Here is a 17,706-nt window from a genome sequence, read left to right on the forward strand (position 1 = left end):
TCGAAGGCGTCAGCCTCCGCCGTTGGTTGTCGCAGTGCCGCCCAGGGATGCCGCCAGCAGCGAGTGCCGCATCCCCTCCAGGCGGCGTCTCAGGGAACCGTCGTATACGGTGTCGCCCGCCCTCACCACCACTCCGCCGAGGATTTCCGGGTGGACACGGAAGTGGGGAATCGCGGTCCGGCCGAGCAGTTGCGAGAGCCGGACGGCGACGCTCCTCTGCGCCGCGCCGTCGAGCGCGCGCGCCACCGTCACCTCGACGTGAACCCGCTTGTGGTGTTCGTCCAGCAGCTCGTTGTAGCTGAGCGCGATCTGCTCGAGCAGCGCCTGCCTGCGCTTGTCGACCGTGACCAGCACGAAGCTGAGAAAGCGTCCCGGGACGCGACCCTCGAGCGCGGAGCGCAAGACCGCCTTCTTGTCCGCGGCAGCGATGCGCGGCGTGGCCAGGAAGTTTCGCAACCCGGGGCTCTCGTTGAGGGTTCCGACCAGGGCAGCCAGCGCGTCCTGGTACGCCTCGACCCCCTCGTGACGCTCCGCCAGCGCGAAGAGGGTCTCCGCGTAGTTCCTGGCGACGGTTTCCTCTCTCACGCGTCGCGCCTCTTGCCGATGGCGGAGAGCGACGACAGGTAGTTGTTCACCAGTTCGCGGTCCTCCGGCGCATCCAGACGCTGCCGGACCAGCCTGGACGCAGCCGCGAGGGCGAGGCCCACGGTCTCCTTGCGGATCGCCTCCAGCACCGCGTCCCGCTCCACCTCGATCTCGCGCCGGGCGCGCTGAACGATGGCCGCGCTCTCCTGCCGCGCCTTCGCTTCCAGTTCTCTCCCGAGGCCCGCCGCAGCCTCCTTCGCCTCGGCGATGATGTGCTGCGCCTCGTGGCGCGCCTCGCGCAATTGCAGCCTGTGCTCGTCGAGCGCGTCGGACGCTTCCTTGCGCAGCCGCGTGGCGTCGTCGATGGAGCTCTGGATGTTCCGTTCCCGGGTCTCGAGCGCATTCAGGATCGGACCCCAGGCGAATTTGGCGAGGAGCAGAAGCAGGATCAGGAAGACGATCAGCGCCCACAGGCTCAGGCCGGTGTTGATGTCGAAAAGCCCCATCTCTTCCTGAGCCAGGAGGGATGCGGGAAGGGCGTTGAGTGCTGCCGCCGCGGCAGCCGCCGATAGTGCTCTCATAATCGTGACACCAGGGTTCCCGGACGGACCCCCGAACCCGGCGGGATGTGGGATCCGGCGTGGGTGAAGGACACGCCCGGGGGGACGGTTTCTGGCTAGAGTTGCTTGTACAGGAAGGCGAGCACGAGGCCGAAGAGGGCCGCCCCTTCGATCATCGCCGCCAGGATGATGCCGGTGTTGAAGATCCGGCCCGCAGCCTCCGGCTGGCGCGCGATCCCTTCGGCCGCGCCCTTGCCGATGAGCCCGATGCCGATGCCCGCTCCGAGCACGGAAAAGCCGAATCCGATGCCCGCGCCAAGCAGGCTCAGGTAGTTCTTGGCCGTCTCGAGGTCCATGGCGGCCTCCTGGACCGCAGTCAACGTCGCGTGCAGCATGGTTGGTCTTCTCGTCCGTGGTGTGGGTTTGGAATCGGTCGTGGTGTAGCGGAAAGCGCCCGCCCGTCAGTGGGCGTGGCGGATCAGGCCGATGAAGACGGCCGAGAGCATGGCGAAGATGTAGGCCTGCAGGAAGGCCACGAACAACTCGAGGACCATCATCAGCGTGGTGGCCGTCACGGAAGCGCCGGCGACCGCCCATCTTGCGAAGGTGAGCTGCGCGAAGATGAAGATGAGGCCCAGGAGAGAGAAAATGAGCGTGTGTCCCGCCGTCATGTTGGCGAAGAGACGGACGGCGAGGGCGAAGGGCTTGGTCAGCTTGCTCACCACCTCGACCGGGATCATGACCAGCAGCATGACCGGCTTCATCCACCCGGGAATGCCGGCGGGGACGAAGAAGATGGTGCGCGCGTAGCCCGCTGGACCGAGGGCGCGGAACCCGGACACTTCGACAACCAGGAAGGTGACGATCGCGAGCACCGCGGTAACGGAGATGTTTCCCGTCGCCGAAGCCCCCCAGGGGACCAGCCCAAGGAGGTTCATGGTGAGGATGAAGAAAAAGAGCGTCAGAATGAAGGACGTGTACTTGTCGGCGCCCTCGCCGATGTTCTTGCGCACCACCTCGTCCCGGAAGTAGAGCACCAGCGCTTCGATCGCGTTCGCGAACCCCGAGGGTGCCTCGTGTACCTTGCGCCGCCGCGCGGTGCGGCCGACCAACGTGAACAGCAACCCGCAGATCACCGCCGCCAGCAAGAGGAACACGACGTGTTTGGTGGGCGACAGGTTGACCGCGAGGGGCCCGAGGTGGAGGGGCTCCCACTCCGGCAGATGCCACACCGCACCGAGCGGACCTTCGATTTCGTGGGCATCCACGATGTGGTGCATCAGGGTGCCGCCGAGATCCAGCCCTTCGCCCTCCGCCCCGTGGGCGGGCGCACCGTGCCCCTCCTGCAGCAGCGCGGCCGCGATCATGCGGTCTCCCCCATCAGGCCGCTTCCGCCGCGGACCGCATGCGGGCGGCGAGGAAGACGGGTTCGAGCATCAGAAGCACGAAGAAGAATGCCGCGCACCCCAGCAGGGTGGTGACGGGGGAAAGAGCCGGCAGCAGCGTCACCGCCAGCCCCACGGCGACTACGGTCGCCATGCGAACGACCGCGGCGCCGATCCAGACGACCAGCCCCTCGGCGGGCCGTACCGCGTGCTTGCAGAGCAGGGCGAAGGCCGCCACCTGAACCGGAAACGTGATGGCGGCCGCGGCCAGGAGGCCGGCCCTGCCGGGGCCGTCGAGCCAGGGGAACATCACGCCGTTTGCGGCGGCCAGGATGGCGAGGGCCGCCCCCGCGTACTTGAGCGTCATCGCTCGTGTTCTTCCCGTTCTCTCTGCCGGCGTGGTTCCAGGACGACGTGGTAGTAGAGGCTGTACAAGCCCGCGGCCGCTCCGACGAAGGCGCCCAGGACGGTGAACACCGGCACCGTCCCCAGCCGGTTGTCCAGCCACCAGCCCACCCACAGGAACAGCCCGGTCGCGAGCGCCAGGGTCAGCCCCTGGCCCGCAACGCGGGCTGCATCTGCCCGAGGATTCCACGGATCTCCTGCCGGAGCTCGCGGGGGCTTTTCGTCGCCCACCTGATCAACCTCCCACCGGTGCGATCCTGCCCCGGAAACAGCCGACAGAAGCTAGAAGGTTGGCGCATCCGGCGCAACCTCCGGAACGCCCCGTTTTCGCTGGTCCGGGAAGCACGCGCGGGCACCCCTTTTTCCACAGCGGCGGCTGGCGCAAGGGGGGCCGGTGCCCGTACCTTCGGCATCGCTCGGCGCGAGCCGGGATCCTGTCCCGATAATCGGTTTATTCTCGCTAGGCTTGCGGAATCTGCGATCCCCGCGGATGCGAGGGGCATCCGCCGCCCGTTCCTCGATTCGAACCCGGAGCTGCAGCCTCACATGAGAACGCTCGAGAACACGATGGTGGACGATCGGGATCTGCTGTTGCTCGATCGGGTCGGCACGGTCACGCAGGCGCTGCGGAACGAAGTCGCGAAGCGCATCGTGGGTCAGGAGGCGATCGTGGGCGGGCTTCTCACGGCCCTGCTTGCCAACGGACACGTTCTCCTGGTGGGCGTGCCGGGACTCGCGAAGACGCTGCTGGTGTCGACCCTCGCCGACGCCCTCGACCTGGAGTTCGGCCGCGTCCAGTTCACGCCCGATCTGATGCCCACGGACATCACCGGCACCGAGGTGATCGAGGAGGACCGGACTTCCGGGCGGCGGGTGTTCCGCTTCGTGCGCGGACCCATTTTCGCCAACGTGGTGCTCGCGGACGAGATCAACCGGGCACCGCCGAAGACCCAGGCGGCGCTCTTGCAGGCCATGCAGGAACGGGCGGTCACGGCATCGGGCGAAACCATGCCCCTCGCTCCTCCGTTCTTCGTGCTGGCGACACAGAATCCCATCGAGCAGGAGGGCACGTATCCTCTTCCGGAAGCGCAGCTTGACCGCTTCATGCTCGAGCTGCGGATCGGCTATCCCGATCAGCGGGAGGAGGAAGAGATCGCCATGAGGACCACCGGCGCCGACGACGGCCTCATCTCGCCCGTCGTTGCCGCGGGAGAGCTGATCGAGCTCCAGAACCTGGTGCGGCGCGTGCCCGCTTCGCCGGCGCTCATCTCCTTCGCGGTCCGTCTCGCGCGCGCGACCCGCCCCTCTCGGGAAGCGCCCATCGTCACGAGGAAGTACGTGAGCTGGGGAGCCGGGCCGCGCGCCTCCCAGTTTCTCGTGCTGGGCGCCAAGGCGCGCGCCGCGATGAACGGCGAGGCAATGCCGTCGATCGACGACGTGAGCGCCGTGGCGGCCGACGTGCTGGCGCATCGCCTGGTGCTGAACTTCGAGGCGGAAGCCGACGGCCGCGGCACGCACGACATCATTCGCGAGCTGCTTGAGGAGAGCCGCCAGTGGAGGTAGATCCCAGCAGTACCAGCGCTTCCGAGCCTCCGTCAGGCCGGCGGAGCCGGCCCGCGCGGGTCGGATCGGCGGCCGGTTTCCCGTGGACGGGAGACCTCCCTTGACTACGATCCTGCTGGGTCTCGGGCTCCTGCTGGTGGTCGGGTCGGCGCTCCTGACCGCGGCCCAGACCGCGTGCGTCACGGTGGGTGAATCGCGCATCCGCACGCTCGTGGACGAGGGGTTCCAGGAGGCCGACAAGCTGTCGCGGCTGCGGGAGGAGCCGGGGCGGTTCCTGGACTCCTACGTGCTCTTCGACACGGTATTCAACGCGGGTGCCGCCGCGCTGTGGGTGGGAGCGTCCGCCCGGGTCGGGGCAGGATCCCTGGTGATTTCCGCCGTCGTGGCCGTCGGCATGGTTCTGGTCTCGGGAGAGCTGGTGCCGCGGGCCGTGGCCCAGGCCAGGCCGGTTCGCCTGGCGCTTCTCGGCGCGCCCGCGTTGCTCCTGCTCGAACGGCTCTCGCGTCCGCTCCTCTACCCGGTGCGGCGATTCGCTCGTTACTGGATCCACCGGCCGGGCGATGAAGGCCGTTCGGCCCAGGAGCGCGAGGTGAGCGAACTGGCCGAACTGGGTCAGGAGGAAGGCGTCGTGATGCCCGAGGAGCACGAACTGGCGGAACGGGCCTTTCGCCTGGACGAGACCACGGCCGGGGACGTGATGACGCCACGCGTGTCCATCTTCGCCTGGAGCGACTCGCTGACCCTCGGCGACATCATCGAACAACTGCCCGAGGTGCCGTACTCGCGGGTGCCGGTGTACGGCGACTCGATCGACGACGTTACCGGCATTCTCTATGTGCGCGAAGCCTATGCCGCCCACTCCGGCGGGCAGGCGAACGAACGGTTGTCGGAGCTCTCGCGCGAGCCCTTCTTCGTCCCCGGATCCCTGCCTCTGACGCGCCTGCTGCGGGACTTCCAGAGCCGGCGCATCCACATGGGCATCGTGGCCGACGAGTTCGGGGGCACCGATGGTCTCGTAACCCTGGAGGACCTGCTCGAGGAGCTGGTCGGCGAGATCGTCGACGAAACCGATCCCGCGTCCGAGGCCATCGTGCGCGTCTCGCGCACGGAAGCGATCGTCGAGGGTTCCACGGAACTGCGCGAGATCAACTACGCGATGAACGTCTCCCTGCCCCACCTGGAGCACCGCTCGCTGAACGGGTTTCTGGTGGAAAGGCTGGGCCACGTGCCCGCCCCGGACGAGGTTGTGGTGGTGGCGGGCGTCGATATCCGGATCGTGGAGGCCTCCGAAACCCAGATCCTGCGCGCACGGCTGCGCAAGGTGCCCTCTCCCGGGGGCGAGGGCGAATAGGGGAATGGCGTTGATTCTGTCCTTCAACGGGCACACCCCCAAGGTCGCCGAGAGCGCCTTCCTGGCTCCCACGGCGGTCCTCATCGGCGACGTTACGGTGGGAGAGGAGGCCAGCATCTGGTTCGGCGCGGTGCTGCGGGGGGACAATCCGGAGCACGGCGTCGTCATCGGCGCACGCAGCAACATCCAGGAAAACTGCGTGGTGCACGTGGGCCACTGGGGGCCCACGGTGGTTGGCGAGGACGTAACCGTCGGCCACGGCGCGAAGTTCGAGAGCTGCGAGATCGGCGACAACACGGTCGTGGGCATGAACGCCGTCATCCTGCAGGGGGCGCGGGTGGGCGCGGGCTGCGTCCTGGCGGCGGGAACCGTCGTGCTCGAGGACGCCGACATCCCCGCGCACAGCCTGGTCGCGGGCGTGCCCGGGCGGATCAGGAAGACCCTTGAGGGGGCGTCGGCGCGCTGGGTGGAAGGAGGAGGCAGCCACTACGTGCGGCTGTCGCGGCGGTACATGGAGGAGCTGGGCCTCAAGTGAGCCCGGACAGCCGCAGATACCAGGCGAGGAGGGCGTCACCCCACCACAGGGTGATGGTGGCGCCGACCGCCAGGAACACGCCGAGGGGAACCAGGTGGCGGGTTCTCAGCAGCAGCCGCAGCTTGAGGTAGGCCAGGATACCCGCGAGGGCTGCCAGGAATACGGTCAGAACCGCGCCCCACGGGCCGGTGAACGAACCCACCAGCGCCATCATCTTGACGTCGCCTCCTCCCAGCACGGCTCCCGGGGTCACGGGCGCGGTGGAGTCCGCGTCCTCGCCCAATCCCTCCACCCAGGCGACCAGGACGGCCAATCCGGCCGCGCAGGCCGCCACCGCCGCAGCTACGCCGACCGGCCCGAACCACCATCCGACCAGCACCATCACGGGAAGGGTCGGCAGCAGCGCCGCCAGCTGGCCGCGCGGCCTCGCCAGGACGCGCACCCCCCGTGCGCCACGAGCCCGCCGGCGGCCCCGGGCGTGTTCCCGGCCGGCCTCCTCCAGCCGGCCGGGACGAGCGCGCGCGAGCACCCAGGTGCCCGCCGCGCCCACCAGCCACATCCCCCCGAACCCCACCACCACCCCCGTGGTCGCACTGCCGGGAGCGATTCCTCCCGGCGCGAGCGAGAGCGCCAGGCCCGCCGCCGCGCCGCCCAGGGAGAACTGGTCGGGGATCAGGTAGAAGCGCGCGTCGGTGAGCGCGATGCCCAGCAGGACGAGCAGGAAGAAGGCGGCGGCGGCCGCCTCCAGGCTCATACCGCGGGTCAGGACGACGAGCACGCAGATTGCGGCGCCGGCCGTCTCCACCAGCGGATACGACAGGGAGACGCGGGCACCGCACTTTCTGCAGCGGCCGCGCAGCAGGGACCAGTTCACCACCGGGATCTGGTCGTACCAGCGGATCGGCGCCGAGCACGCCGGGCACGCCGAGCGCGGCCCCACAACCGAACCACCGCGCGGCCAGCGCGCCACGCAGACGTTGAGGAAAGACCCGAGCGCCAGGCCGACCAGCCCGACAAGGGCGAGCACTACCGGATCGGTCATCGGCGCGTAAGCGCGTAGAGCACGATCGCGCCCGCGACCGCCGCGTTGAGCGAATCGGCCGCCCCGGCCATGGGCACCGCTGCCCAAGCGTTCGCCGCCTCGCGGATCTCCGCGCGCACACCCCCGCCCTCGTTGCCGACCACCAGCATCCACGGCGGCTTGACGGAGAGGCTGGCCGCGTCCCGTCCGGCGGCGTCCGCCACGATCACCTGCGCGCCGGCGGCCCGGGCGCTCACCTCGGTCCACGGAGCGCGCACCACCGAAATGCGGAACACGCTCCCGGCCGAGGCTCGCACCGCTCTGGCGTTCCAGGGATCCACCGTCCCGTCGAGAGCAATCACGCCCGTGAGGTCAAACGCGCGCGCCGTACGCACCAGAGTACCCAGGTTGCCCGGATCCTGGATGCCGTCCAGCGCCAAGAGGCGGGCCTCCGTAGCGGCGGCCGTCGCCAGCGTGGTCGACGGCTCCTCGCAAACCAGCAGGATGCCCTGGGGGCTGGAGGTCGCGGACAAGGCCGCCATCTCGCGCTCCCCCACCCAGTCCGGCGTCAGCCCCCTCGCCTCCAGTTCCGCGAGCAGTTCCTCGCCGGCGGACGAGCGCGTAAGCGCGCGCGAACATACCACGAAGCGCACGACCACCCCGGAGGCGAGTGCCTCGGCGGCCGCGCGCACCCCTTCCACCAGCACAAACCCCTCGCGGACACGCCCCCGGGCGCTCCCGAGCCGCGCCAGCATCCGCGTCCTGCGCTTGCTCAGCACCCGCTGGCGGGAACCCGTCACGTCAACGCCTCACCGGCGCAGGGATCGCTCATCGTTCTCCGCCTGCTCACGCCTCTCTCCCTCTGCTCATCCCCTCTCCACGCTGCTCATCCCTCCCCAAGGGGATTATCTTTGCCTGCGCCGGCCTCGGGGCCGCGCCACGGCCCCCCGTAGTCGACCCACGCCACCGTCCCATGCCCACTGCACCAGAAACAGGCCCCGGCTCGCTGCCGGTCGCACTCACCATAGCGGGAAGCGACTCCGGCGGCGGCGCGGGCATTCAGGCGGATCTCAAGACCTTCCACGCCTTCGGTGTGTTCGGCACCTCGGCGGTGACCGCCATCACCGCCCAGAACACCCTCGGGGTGACGGCAGTCCACCCCGTTCCGGCGGAGGTGGTGCGCGCGCAGATCGACGCGGTCGCCGCGGATCTTCATCCACGCGCCCTCAAGACCGGCATGCTGGCAACCGGCGAACTGGTCGACACCGTCGCCGAGGCCATCGCCGCCCACCAACTGCGCGCCTTCGTGATGGACCCGGTCATGGTCGCCGCCAGCGGTCATCGCCTGCTCCAACCCGACGCCGAAGCCACGCTGGCCCGCCGCCTGGTCCCGCTGGCCGCGCTGGTGACGCCCAACCTGCACGAGGCGGAGTTGCTCACCGGCCAGGAGGTCGCATCGCTCGCGGCGATGAAGGCGGCGGCCCGGCACCTGGTCAAGATGGGGTCGCGCGCGGCGCTGGTGAAGGGCGGCCACCTGCCCTCCGGTGAGGCTGCGGACGTGTTCTGGGACGGGAATGAGGAGCGCATCTGGCGCCGCCCGCGCATCGCGACCCGTCACGTGCACGGCACCGGTTGCACGCTTTCCGCAGCTGTGGCCGCCGGCCTGGCGCGCGGAGCACCGCTCCCGTGTGCCGTGGACGCAGCCATCGACTTCGTCGCGCGCGCGATCGCCTCCGCGCCGGGACTGGGGGCGGGGGGCGGCCCCATCAACCACTTCGCCGGGCCGCGCACCGGCCGCGACTGAGTTCCGTCAGGCCGAAAACGCGCCGCCCGCCAGCATTCCCCGGATCACCCGCTCCAGCACCGCACCCGCCCGGTTTCCCACCTCCAGAACCTCGTCATGCGAGATGGCGTCCGCGCCCTCCGCCCCCGGGGCCATTCCCACCCCGCACGCCATGTTGGTGACCATGGCGAAGGCCAGCACCCGCACGCCGCGGGCGCGCAGGGTGAGCACCTCGGGTACGACCGACATGCCCACCACGTCCCCGCCCATCCGCTCGACCATGCGGATCTCGGCGGGCGTCTCGAAGCTGGGGCCGAGCAGGGCCGCATAGGTGCCCCGCGCCAGACGCACGCCCAGCCGGGCCGCCTGCTCGAGCGCGGCCTTCTGCAACTCCTGGTCGTAGGGCGCGCTCATGTCGGGAAACGGGTTCGCATCGCCCGCCTGCGCGGGCGGCGGCAGCGGCGTGCGCGCGAGCAGATTGATGTGGTCGTCGATCAACATCAGGCCGCCCGGGCGCAGCCGCCGGTCCACACCCCCCACCGCTGCCGTAACGACGGAACTCCGCACGCCCATCGCGGCCGCGATGCGGGCCGGGGCCGCGATCACCCACGGTGGGTGACCTTCGTAGAAGTGCAGCCGCCCGCATTGCACGACGACCGGCGCTCCCTCGCAACGCCCGAAAAGGAAGTGGCCCGCGTGACCCGCGACCCCGGCCGACGGGAGGCCGGGAATCTCCGCGAACGGCACGATCTCCTCGACCTCGACCAGCCGTTCGAGTCCGCTCAGCCCCGAACCGAGCAGCAGATGTACTTTCGGAACCGTGGCGATTCGCGCCCGCAGCGCCTCCACCACCGCTTCGAAGTCGTCTCCTGGCCCCACGCCCGGCGTCACAGGATCATCCCGGCCACGGTCGCCGTCATGAAGGCGGCGAGCGCCCCCCCGACCATCGCCCGCAGCCCGATGCGGGAGAGGTCCTGCCGGCGTGAAGGCGCCAGCCCGCCGATGCCGCCGAGCTGAATGGCGATGGAGGAGAAGTTGGCGAAGCCGCACAGTGCGTAGGTGGCGATCACCACCGAGCGCGGGTGCAGGGTGGAACCCTCTCCGAGCAGGCCCGCGAGTTCGACGTAGGCCACGAACTCGTTGAGCGCCGTCTTGATCCCCATCAGCGAACCCACCTCCGCGGCGTCGGCCCAGGGCACTCCCATGAGCCAGGCCAGCGGCGCCAGAGCCAGCCCCAGGACGGACTGCAGGGTGAGATCGGGCAGGCCGACCAGCCCTCCTGCCCATCCCATCAGCCCGTTGATCAGATAGACCAGCGCCACGAAGGCAAGCAGCATGGCGCCCACGTTGAGGGCGAGGCGGAGCCCGTCCCCCGCCCCGCGCGCCGCCGCGTCGATGACGTTGACGTCCGGTTTTTCGACGCTCGTGACCAGGCGGCCCGCGGTCTCGGGCTCGCCGTCCTCCGGGTACATGAGCTTGGCCAACATCAGCGCGGCCGGAGCGGACATGACCGACGCGGCCATCAGGTGCCCGGCGATGTCCGGGAAATAGGAGATGAGGAAGCCGACGTACGCCGCCATCACCCCGCCCGCAACCGTCGCGAAGCCGGCGGTCATCACGGCGTTCAGCTCCGACATCGTCATCTTCTCGACGAAGGGCTTGATGAGGAGTGGGGCCTCGGTCTGGCCCACGAAGATATTGCCCGCCGCAGACAGGGTTTCGGCGCCGGAGGTGCGCATGGTGCGCTGCATGACCCAGGCCATCCCCCGCACCACGAACTGCATCACGCCCAGGTGATACAGCACCGTCATGAGGGAGGCCAGGAAGATGATGGTGGGCAGCACGGTGAAGGCCACGTAGGCCCCCGGATTGGCGACCTGTCCGGGGATCGGGTTGAAGTCGCCGTTGCCGGGTTCGCCGGTGCCGATGGGGATGTTGTTGTCGACCAGGTTGCCGAAGATGAAGCGTGCTCCCTCGAGCGTGTACCCGAGCAGCCCCACCACCACCGTGTTGGCCCCCTGGAAGATCGCCAGCCCGACGGCGGTCTTGAGGATGAAGAAGGCGAAGATCAGCTGGAGCGAGACCCCCCAGGCCACGACCCGCCACGGGATGGCGGCCCGGTTGACGCTGAAGACCCACGCGAGCCCGCCCAGCGCCAGCATGCCGAGCAGCGACCTCAGGCGCTCGGGCAAGGAGGTGTCCAGTCCCTCCGACGCGATCGATATCCCGAGTCCCGGACCCTGCTGGACGGTGGCCGCCTCCGCCGCTGCCGGCACGTCCGCCGCCCCGCCCGCGCCCGGCGAGGCAGCTGCCAGACCGGCTCCGACAAGAAGCAGGCACACTACCCACAGTATCCGGAGCGCGGGTCCGGGACCGGCTCGAGGTCCGGCAGGCGCCCGGCTCATGGGGCCACCCGGGCGTCGGAAACGGTCGCGGCGACGAAGGAGCTCGGACCACGGGAGACGGAAGGCGTGGAAGGCATGGTGGATCCGTGGGCTGTTTGGTGGCACAAGGCTCAAGCGCGAGGCTCATGATAACCCGACCGCCCGAAAACCGCGCTGACCGGCCTGGGAAGTCTGCCATTCTGTCAGGTCCCGGCGGAAAAGTCTGCCATTTTGTCAGGTCTCCGGCCCGGCACGGGGGCACGAACGTTGCTCCACACCCGGCGACACCCGGTAAACCGGGGACCCACAACCATTCAAGGAGCACAGATGAGCAAGGTCATCGGCATCGATCTGGGGACGACCAACTCGGTGGTCGCGGTCATGGAGGGCGGCGAACCGGTCGTAATCCCCAGCGCGGAGGGAGGGCGCACGACGCCGTCGGTGGTGGCGTTCACCAAGGACGGAGAGCGTCTGGTCGGCCAGGTGGCCCGCCGGCAGGCCATCACCAACCCGAAGAACACCATCTTCTCCATCAAGCGCTTCATGGGCCGCAAGTCCTCCGAGGTCAGCGAGGAGCGCAAGCTGGTCCCGTACGAGGTCACCAGCGACGCCGGGGGGCGGGTGCAGGTCCGGATCCCCAACGCCGACAAGACCTTCAACCCCCCGGAGATCTCCGCGCTCATCCTCCAGAAGATGAAGCAGACCGCGGAGGACTACCTCGGCCAGAAGGTCAGCCAGGCGGTCATCACCGTCCCCGCCTACTTCAACGACGCCCAGCGCCAGGCCACCAAGGACGCCGGCAAGATCGCGGGGCTCGAGGTGCGCCGCATCATCAACGAGCCCACCGCGGCGGCGCTCGCCTACGGGCTGGACAAGAAGAAGGACGAAAAGATCGCGGTCTTCGACCTGGGCGGCGGCACCTACGACATCTCGGTCCTCGAGCTCGGCGACGGCGTCTTCGAGGTGAAGGCCACCAACGGCGACACCCACCTTGGCGGTGACGACATCGACCAGGTGATCATCGACTGGCTGGTGACGGAGTTCAAGAAGGAGCAGGGCATCGACCTGTCAAAGGATTCCATGGCGCTGCAGCGGCTCAAGGAGGCCGCCGAGAAGGCCAAGATGGAGCTCTCCTCGACGATGCAGTCGGACATCAACCTGCCCTTCATCACGGCGACCCGGGAAGGCCCCAAGCACCTGAACTACTCTCTGTCGCGCGCACGCTTCGAGCAGTTGGCGGACGCCCTGCTGCAGCGCACCATCCCGCCGATGAAAGCCGCGCTCAAGGACGCCGGCCTGACCCCCGACGACATCGACGAAGTCATCCTGGTGGGGGGCTCGACGCGCATCCCGAAGATCCAGGAGATCGTGCGCAGGTTCTTCGGCAAGGATCCGCACAAGGGCGTGAACCCGGACGAGGTGGTGGGCATCGGCGCGTCCATCCAGGGCGGCGTACTGGCCGGCGAGGTCAAGGACGTGCTCCTGCTGGACGTCATTCCCCTTTCCCTCGGGATCGAGACCCTGGGCGGGATCATGACGCCGCTGATCGAGCGAAACACCACCATCCCGACGCGCAAGTCGGAGGTGTTCTCGACCGCGCAGGACAACCAGACCACGGTGGAGATCCACGTGCTCCAGGGCGAGCGCAAGATGGCGCTGGACAACAAGACCATCGGCAAGTTCCAGCTTACCGGCATTCCCCCCGCGCCGCGCGGCATGCCGCAGGTGGAGGTGACCTTCGACATCGACGCCAACGGCATCCTGAACGTCTCGGCGAAGGACCGCGCCACCGGCAAGGAGCAGAAGATCCGCATCGAGGCCTCGAGCGGGCTCTCCGACGCCGAGATCGACCGCATGGTGCGCGACGCCGAGAAGCACGCCCGCGAGGACGAGGAGCAGAAGGAGAAGATCGAGGCGCGCAACCACCTCGACTCCCTGGTCTACCAGGTGGAGAAGGACACTGGCGAGTGGGGCGACAAGGTGGGCGAGGCGACGCGCGAGCGGCTCGACGAGGCGCTCTCGAAGGCGAAGGACGCGCTCAAGGGCGACGACCTGGCAACGCTCAACTCGGCCCGCGACGAGCTCATGCAGGCGTTCAGCGCGGCCGGCCAGGAGATGTACCAGGCGCAGGCCGCCGAAGCCGGCGCGGCCGAGGATGCCGACGACGAGGAGACCGGCGACGGAACCGGGAACGGGGCGGCCGAGGACGATGACGTCATCGAGGCCGACTACGAGATCGTCGACGAGGAGAAATAGGCCCTCCGGCGACTCCGTGGCGCGCCGCGCGGGACCATGTCCCCGCCGGGACAACTCTGGCGCGGCGCGGCGCATCGAAAGGGTGCACACGGACAAGGAGAAACCGGTGGCGCGGGGATGGGTAGCAGCAGTCAGCATCCCTCGCGCCGGCTGCAGCGATACCACAGGAGGCCAGGCATGTTCGATCCCCTGAGAATCAAGATGAGAGTGCTCTTCTACGTCGCCCTCGCGTTCCTGGTCGGCGTGGGCGTCGCCTCGGGGATGGGATGGACGCAGGACGCGGTCGCAACCCCCGCGATCTCGGTCGCCCCCCAGGTGCCCGCGGAGGCGGTTCAGCCGGCGCGCGACCTGAGCGAATCCTTCGTACGAGTGGCCGAGGTGGTCACGCCCGCGGTCGTGAGCATTACCACCCGCCGCACGGTTCGGGCCACCAGCAACGACCCCTTCCGCAACTGGTTCGGGACGCCGGACCCCGAGCCGCGCACCGGCAGCGGCAGTGGATTCCTGGTCTCGGACGACGGCTACATCCTGACCAACAACCACGTGGTGGAGGACGCCGACGAGATTACGGTCCAGCTGGAGGACCGGCGCACCTTCGAGGCGACGCTGATCGGCGGTGATCCCACCACCGACGTCGCGGTGATCAAGGTGGAGGGAAGCGATCTGCCGACGCTCAGCCTGGGCGACTCCGACGGAGTTCGAGTGGGAGAGTGGGTGCTGGCGGTGGGCAACCCGGGGTTCCGGTCGGCCGGGGGACCGACGTCCTTCAACCATACCGTGACGGCGGGAATCGTCAGCTTCAAGGGTCGGCCGCTGGGCATCATCGGCAACGAGCTGCGCAACGACCCCGAGTCCCAGGAAGCCGCCCAGTACGCGATCGAGGACTTCATCCAGACCGACGCGGTCATCAACCCCGGGAATTCCGGGGGCCCCATGGTCAACCTCGACGGGCAGGTGATCGGCATCAATTCCGCGATCGCCAGCGGGGACGGCTACTATCAGGGATACGGCTTCGCGATTCCGATCAGCCTTGCGCACAGGGTGATGGAGGATCTCATCGAATACCGCGCGGTGCGGCGCGCCTTCCTGGGCGTGCAGATCGGGCCGGTGGGACCCGAGGACGCCGAAGTCTACCAGCTGCCCGAAGTGAGCGGCGCGCTGGTTCAGGACGTCACCGGCACGCCGGCCGAGGAAGCGGGGCTGCAGCCGCAGGACGTGATCGTCGCCATCGACGACGACCCCGTCGACTACTCGAACCAGTTGCAGCAGCTGGTAGCGCGCAAACGGCCGGGAGACCGGGTGCGCATCGCGTATTACCGTGATGGCCGGCGGCAGGAGACGGAGGCGCAACTGGGTCAGTCTCCGCTCAGCGAAACCGCCACCGCTGCGGCGCCCGAGCCGACGACGCGTGCCGAGGAGAGGCTGGGAATCGAGGTTGTGGACAACAGCCCGGAGGTGGCCCGCCGCTATCAGTTCCGCATCGACGAGGGCGTGCTCATCAGCGGCGTCACCCGCATGGGTCCCGCCGCCCGGCGCGGCGTCCGGGCCGGCGAGCTTCTGGTACGCATCAACCGGCGGCAGGTGGAGTCCGCGGATGAAGTCACGGAGTTGCTGGCCGAGGTGGAGCCCGGGGAAATCGTCACGCTGGTCCTGGCCAATCCGATGACCGGCGGGCAGCGCTTCATCAACATCCGCATGCCGGAGTGACCGGTTCCGGGGGAACCGCTAAGTTTGTACCAGCTTCGGGGATGCTGCGGAGGAGAACTCCGCCCGGACCCGGGGTTTCCGCGAAAGTGGCGGAATTGGTAGACGCGCGGGATTTAGGATCCCGTGGCCCCGGGCCGTGGGGGTTCGAGTCCCCCCTTTCGCATCCTGTCCGCGAAGTCGCACTTCGCTCGCCGAAGCGGACCTGACACAGCCATGACGAGCCTCGACCCTTGACCATCGATCCCTCGCGCCTGCGCGTATCCGTCACCGAGGGCGAACGCTGGCGGCGGGACCTCGCCATCACCGTTCCCGCCGACATCGTCGGGCGCGAGCGCGCCCGCGTGATGGGCAGCGTCTCGGGCCGGGCACGCATGCCGGGCTTCCGCAAGGGCAGGATTCCGGCGAGGGTGCTCGAGCAGCGCTACGGAGCCGCCGTCGAGCAGGAAACGCTGGAGACGCTCCTGAACGAGGCGACCCGGGCGGCCATCCAGAGCGAGCAGTTGCGGCCCATCAGCGATCCCGAAGTGGGCGCGGTGCGGAGCGAACCGGGCGAGGACCTCTTCTTCGAGATTTCGTTCGACGTCGAGCCCCGGATCGAGATCGAGCGCAGCGGCGGATTCGTGGTGGAGAGGCCGGCGGTGGAGGTCGGCGACGCGGAAGTCGAGGCGGTCCTGCTACGCCTGCGCCAGCAGAACGGCGCCTGGCGTCCGCTGGAGGCCGGGCTCCCGGACGCGGGCAACGCGGTCGGGGTGAACATCCTGCAACTGGACCGCGAGGACGCCGAAGCGAGGGACTACGAGTTTATTCTGGGCGAGGGCGACGCGATTCCGGATGTGGAGCGCGCAATCGAGCAACTGGAAGTGGGAACGGAGGGAGACTTCGTGGTCCGGTTCCCCGACGACTTTCCCAACGAGGAGCGGCGGGGCGAGGAAGAGCGCCTGCGCATCCGGCTCGTCAGCCGAAAGGTTCTCGACCTGCCGGAACTGGACGACGACTTCGCGGCCAGCCTTGACTTCCCGAACCTCGACGATCTCCAGGACAAGGTCCGGGCGGACCTGGAGCAGAACGCCGCAGGCCAGGCGGAACAGGTGGTCCGGGCACGCCTCATGGAGTTTGTCCTGGAGGCGAACGCCTTCGACGCGCCCGGCTCCATGGTCGACCGGTACCTGGAGGCGGTGGCCGGCGAAGGACCCGAGGACACGCCGCCCGAGAAGGTGGAGGAGATGAAGGCCGCCATCCGTCCGCGCGCGGAGAGGGCGGTTCGCACCATGCTGGCGGTGGAGAGCCTGGCCCGGGCCAACGACCTGGTCGCCAGCCCGCTCGAGGTGTCGGAGCGGGTCGACGAGATCGCGCGCAGGAACGCCGTGCAGCCGGAGACGGTGGAGGCCCAGCTGCGCCGGAACGGGCGCATGGAGTCGCTGGAGCGAGAGATCACCGAAGGAAAGGTGTTCGAATTCCTGAAACAGCAGTCCGAGATCATCCAAGCCGACTGAGCCGGACCAACGGAGAACGAAAACCCGATGCCTATTTTTCCTCCGTACGTCATCGAGCGGACGAGCCGCGGAGAACGAAGCTACGACATCTTCAGCCGCCTGCTGATGGACCGGATCGTCTTCCTGGGCTCACATATCGACGACAATGTGGCCAATGTCATTCTGGCCCAGTTGCTCTTTCTGGACGCGGAGGATCCCGAGCGGGACATCTATCTGTACATCAATTCACCCGGCGGGAGCGTCTACGCCGGACTCGCCATTTTCGACACCATGCAGCACCTGCGGGCACCGGTCTCCACCTACTGCGTGGGCATGGCGGCTTCGATGGCCGCGATCCTGGTAGCCGCGGGAGCGCCCGGCAAGCGCAGCGCCCTGCCCAACTCGCGCATCATGATCCATCAGCCGTCCACTGGGGCGCAGGGCACCGCGGCAGACATCGAGATCGCCGCCCGCGAGGTGCTCGACATTCGTGAGCGGCTCAACGGCATCCTCGCCGACTGCACCGGGCAGCCGATGGACAAGATCGCGCAGGACGTGGACCGCGACCGCTTCATGAGCCCCGACGAGGCGCGCGAATACGGCCTGATCGACCGGGTGCTGGTGGGCCGGGAAGAAGAAGCCGCCAGGGACGTGCGCCTTGAGGAATAGCAACACACCCGGATCCTGACACCGCATACC

The 17,706-nt window shown here is 68.8% G+C and carries 18 protein-coding genes and 1 tRNA gene; 9 read left to right on the plus strand and 10 right to left on the minus strand.

The window, feature by feature from the left end:
• Positions 1–9: 9 nt before the first annotated feature.
• The 6 genes from atpH to OXU32_04905 all read right to left on the minus strand — a co-directional run bounded on the left by atpH (position 10) and on the right by OXU32_04905 (position 3,166).
• Entirely contained in the window at positions 10–585 is a 576-nt protein-coding gene (gene atpH / locus OXU32_04880; protein MDE0073304.1) for an ATP synthase F1 subunit delta, read from the minus strand.
• The gene (gene atpF / locus OXU32_04885; protein ID MDE0073305.1) at positions 582–1,166 is read right to left on the minus strand and encodes a F0F1 ATP synthase subunit B; all 585 of its coding nucleotides are present in this window, start codon (positions 1,164–1,166) and stop codon (positions 582–584) included. Before atpF ends, atpH begins: the two co-directional genes overlap by 4 nt.
• A 95-nt stretch (positions 1,167–1,261) precedes the next feature.
• A complete protein-coding gene (locus tag OXU32_04890; GenBank protein MDE0073306.1) occupies positions 1,262–1,501 on the minus strand; it encodes an ATP synthase F0 subunit C in 240 nt (79 codons plus the stop codon).
• Positions 1,502–1,606: 105 nt separating this feature from the next.
• Positions 1,607–2,512, minus strand: a complete 906-nt coding sequence (gene atpB / locus OXU32_04895) for a F0F1 ATP synthase subunit A (GenBank protein MDE0073307.1) — start codon at positions 2,510–2,512, stop codon at positions 1,607–1,609.
• A 13-nt stretch (positions 2,513–2,525) separates the two neighbouring features.
• Positions 2,526–2,897: a hypothetical protein gene (locus OXU32_04900; GenBank protein ID MDE0073308.1), complete on the minus strand. Its 372-nt coding sequence runs from the start codon at positions 2,895–2,897 to the stop codon at positions 2,526–2,528.
• Complete coding sequence (locus OXU32_04905) at positions 2,894–3,166, minus strand: AtpZ/AtpI family protein (protein ID MDE0073309.1); 273 nt, start codon at positions 3,164–3,166, stop codon at positions 2,894–2,896. The genes OXU32_04900 and OXU32_04905 overlap by 4 nt, the downstream gene beginning before the upstream one ends.
• 315 nt (positions 3,167–3,481) lie before the next feature.
• Here OXU32_04905 and OXU32_04910 point away from each other — a divergent pair, with 315 nt between their 5' ends.
• The 3 genes from OXU32_04910 to OXU32_04920 all read left to right on the plus strand — a co-directional run bounded on the left by OXU32_04910 (position 3,482) and on the right by OXU32_04920 (position 6,384).
• Positions 3,482–4,498 carry a MoxR family ATPase gene (locus OXU32_04910; protein ID MDE0073310.1) on the plus strand — a complete coding sequence of 339 codons (1,017 nt, stop codon included), beginning with the start codon at positions 3,482–3,484 and terminating at the stop codon, positions 4,496–4,498.
• Between the two features lie 100 nt (positions 4,499–4,598).
• Positions 4,599–5,849, plus strand: a complete 1,251-nt coding sequence (locus OXU32_04915; protein ID MDE0073311.1) for a hemolysin family protein — start codon at positions 4,599–4,601, stop codon at positions 5,847–5,849.
• 4 nt (positions 5,850–5,853) lie between these two features.
• Positions 5,854–6,384 carry a gamma carbonic anhydrase family protein gene (locus tag OXU32_04920; protein ID MDE0073312.1) on the plus strand — a complete coding sequence of 177 codons (531 nt, stop codon included), beginning with the start codon at positions 5,854–5,856 and terminating at the stop codon, positions 6,382–6,384.
• Here the strand turns inward: OXU32_04920 and OXU32_04925 are convergent.
• On the minus strand, positions 6,377–7,426 hold the full coding sequence (locus OXU32_04925; protein ID MDE0073313.1) for a prepilin peptidase: 1,050 nt from the start codon (positions 7,424–7,426) through the stop codon (positions 6,377–6,379). The two genes, OXU32_04920 and OXU32_04925, sit on opposite strands and share 8 nt — an antisense overlap.
• A complete protein-coding gene (locus tag OXU32_04930; GenBank protein ID MDE0073314.1) occupies positions 7,423–8,205 on the minus strand; it encodes an RNA methyltransferase in 783 nt (260 codons plus the stop codon). The genes OXU32_04925 and OXU32_04930 overlap by 4 nt, the downstream gene beginning before the upstream one ends.
• 173 nt (positions 8,206–8,378) lie before the next feature.
• On the opposite strand from OXU32_04930, the gene thiD reads away from it, so the two are divergent.
• The gene (gene thiD / locus OXU32_04935; protein ID MDE0073315.1) at positions 8,379–9,209 is read left to right on the plus strand and encodes a bifunctional hydroxymethylpyrimidine kinase/phosphomethylpyrimidine kinase; all 831 of its coding nucleotides are present in this window, start codon (positions 8,379–8,381) and stop codon (positions 9,207–9,209) included.
• A 6-nt stretch (positions 9,210–9,215) separates the two neighbouring features.
• Here thiD and OXU32_04940 read toward each other — a convergent pair whose 3' ends face one another.
• Both OXU32_04940 and OXU32_04945 read right to left on the minus strand, forming a co-directional pair.
• On the minus strand, positions 9,216–10,079 hold the full coding sequence (locus OXU32_04940) for a purine-nucleoside phosphorylase (protein ID MDE0073316.1): 864 nt from the start codon (positions 10,077–10,079) through the stop codon (positions 9,216–9,218).
• Complete coding sequence (locus OXU32_04945; GenBank protein ID MDE0073317.1) at positions 10,076–11,350, minus strand: NupC/NupG family nucleoside CNT transporter; 1,275 nt, start codon at positions 11,348–11,350, stop codon at positions 10,076–10,078. The genes OXU32_04940 and OXU32_04945 overlap by 4 nt, the downstream gene beginning before the upstream one ends.
• Before the next feature lie 549 nt (positions 11,351–11,899).
• Between OXU32_04945 and dnaK the strand changes: the two genes are divergently transcribed.
• The 5 genes from dnaK (at position 11,900) to OXU32_04970 (ending at position 17,676) form a co-directional block, all read left to right on the plus strand.
• Complete coding sequence (gene dnaK / locus OXU32_04950) at positions 11,900–13,828, plus strand: molecular chaperone DnaK (protein ID MDE0073318.1); 1,929 nt, start codon at positions 11,900–11,902, stop codon at positions 13,826–13,828.
• Between the two features lie 177 nt (positions 13,829–14,005).
• Complete coding sequence (locus tag OXU32_04955; GenBank protein MDE0073319.1) at positions 14,006–15,535, plus strand: trypsin-like peptidase domain-containing protein; 1,530 nt, start codon at positions 14,006–14,008, stop codon at positions 15,533–15,535.
• Between the two features lie 80 nt (positions 15,536–15,615).
• A tRNA-Leu gene (locus OXU32_04960) sits at positions 15,616–15,698 on the plus strand.
• Between the two features lie 67 nt (positions 15,699–15,765).
• On the plus strand, positions 15,766–17,028 hold the full coding sequence (tig, locus tag OXU32_04965; GenBank protein ID MDE0073320.1) for a trigger factor: 1,263 nt from the start codon (positions 15,766–15,768) through the stop codon (positions 17,026–17,028).
• A 27-nt stretch (positions 17,029–17,055) separates the two neighbouring features.
• Complete coding sequence (locus tag OXU32_04970) at positions 17,056–17,676, plus strand: ATP-dependent Clp protease proteolytic subunit (GenBank protein ID MDE0073321.1); 621 nt, start codon at positions 17,056–17,058, stop codon at positions 17,674–17,676.
• Positions 17,677–17,706 lie beyond the last annotated feature (30 nt).

The sequence above is a fragment of the Gammaproteobacteria bacterium genome (genome assembly GCA_028819075.1).
GTDB lineage: Bacteria > Gemmatimonadota > Gemmatimonadetes > Longimicrobiales > Gaopeijiaceae > BD2-11.

What these genes read in the sequence shown, in the direction of transcription:
- atpF (MDE0073305.1), bottom strand. Translation starts at nt 1,166, where the DNA reads ATGAGAGCACTATCGGCGGCTGCCGCGGCGGCAGCACTCAACGCCCTT.
- OXU32_04890 (MDE0073306.1), bottom strand. Translation starts at nt 1,501, where the DNA reads ATGGACCTCGAGACGGCCAAGAACTACCTGAGCCTGCTTGGCGCGGGC.
- atpB (MDE0073307.1), bottom strand. Translation starts at nt 2,512, where the DNA reads ATGATCGCGGCCGCGCTGCTGCAGGAGGGGCACGGTGCGCCCGCCCAC.
- OXU32_04900 (MDE0073308.1), bottom strand. Translation starts at nt 2,897, where the DNA reads ATGACGCTCAAGTACGCGGGGGCGGCCCTCGCCATCCTGGCCGCCGCA.
- OXU32_04910 (MDE0073310.1), top strand. Translation starts at nt 3,482, where the DNA reads ATGAGAACGCTCGAGAACACGATGGTGGACGATCGGGATCTGCTGTTG.
- OXU32_04920 (MDE0073312.1), top strand. Translation starts at nt 5,854, where the DNA reads ATGGCGTTGATTCTGTCCTTCAACGGGCACACCCCCAAGGTCGCCGAG.
- OXU32_04925 (MDE0073313.1), bottom strand. Translation starts at nt 7,426, where the DNA reads ATGACCGATCCGGTAGTGCTCGCCCTTGTCGGGCTGGTCGGCCTGGCG.
- thiD (MDE0073315.1), top strand. Translation starts at nt 8,379, where the DNA reads ATGCCCACTGCACCAGAAACAGGCCCCGGCTCGCTGCCGGTCGCACTC.
- OXU32_04945 (MDE0073317.1), bottom strand. Translation starts at nt 11,350, where the DNA reads ATGCTGGCGCTGGGCGGGCTCGCGTGGGTCTTCAGCGTCAACCGGGCC.
- dnaK (MDE0073318.1), top strand. Translation starts at nt 11,900, where the DNA reads ATGAGCAAGGTCATCGGCATCGATCTGGGGACGACCAACTCGGTGGTC.
- OXU32_04955 (MDE0073319.1), top strand. Translation starts at nt 14,006, where the DNA reads ATGTTCGATCCCCTGAGAATCAAGATGAGAGTGCTCTTCTACGTCGCC.
- OXU32_04970 (MDE0073321.1), top strand. Translation starts at nt 17,056, where the DNA reads ATGCCTATTTTTCCTCCGTACGTCATCGAGCGGACGAGCCGCGGAGAA.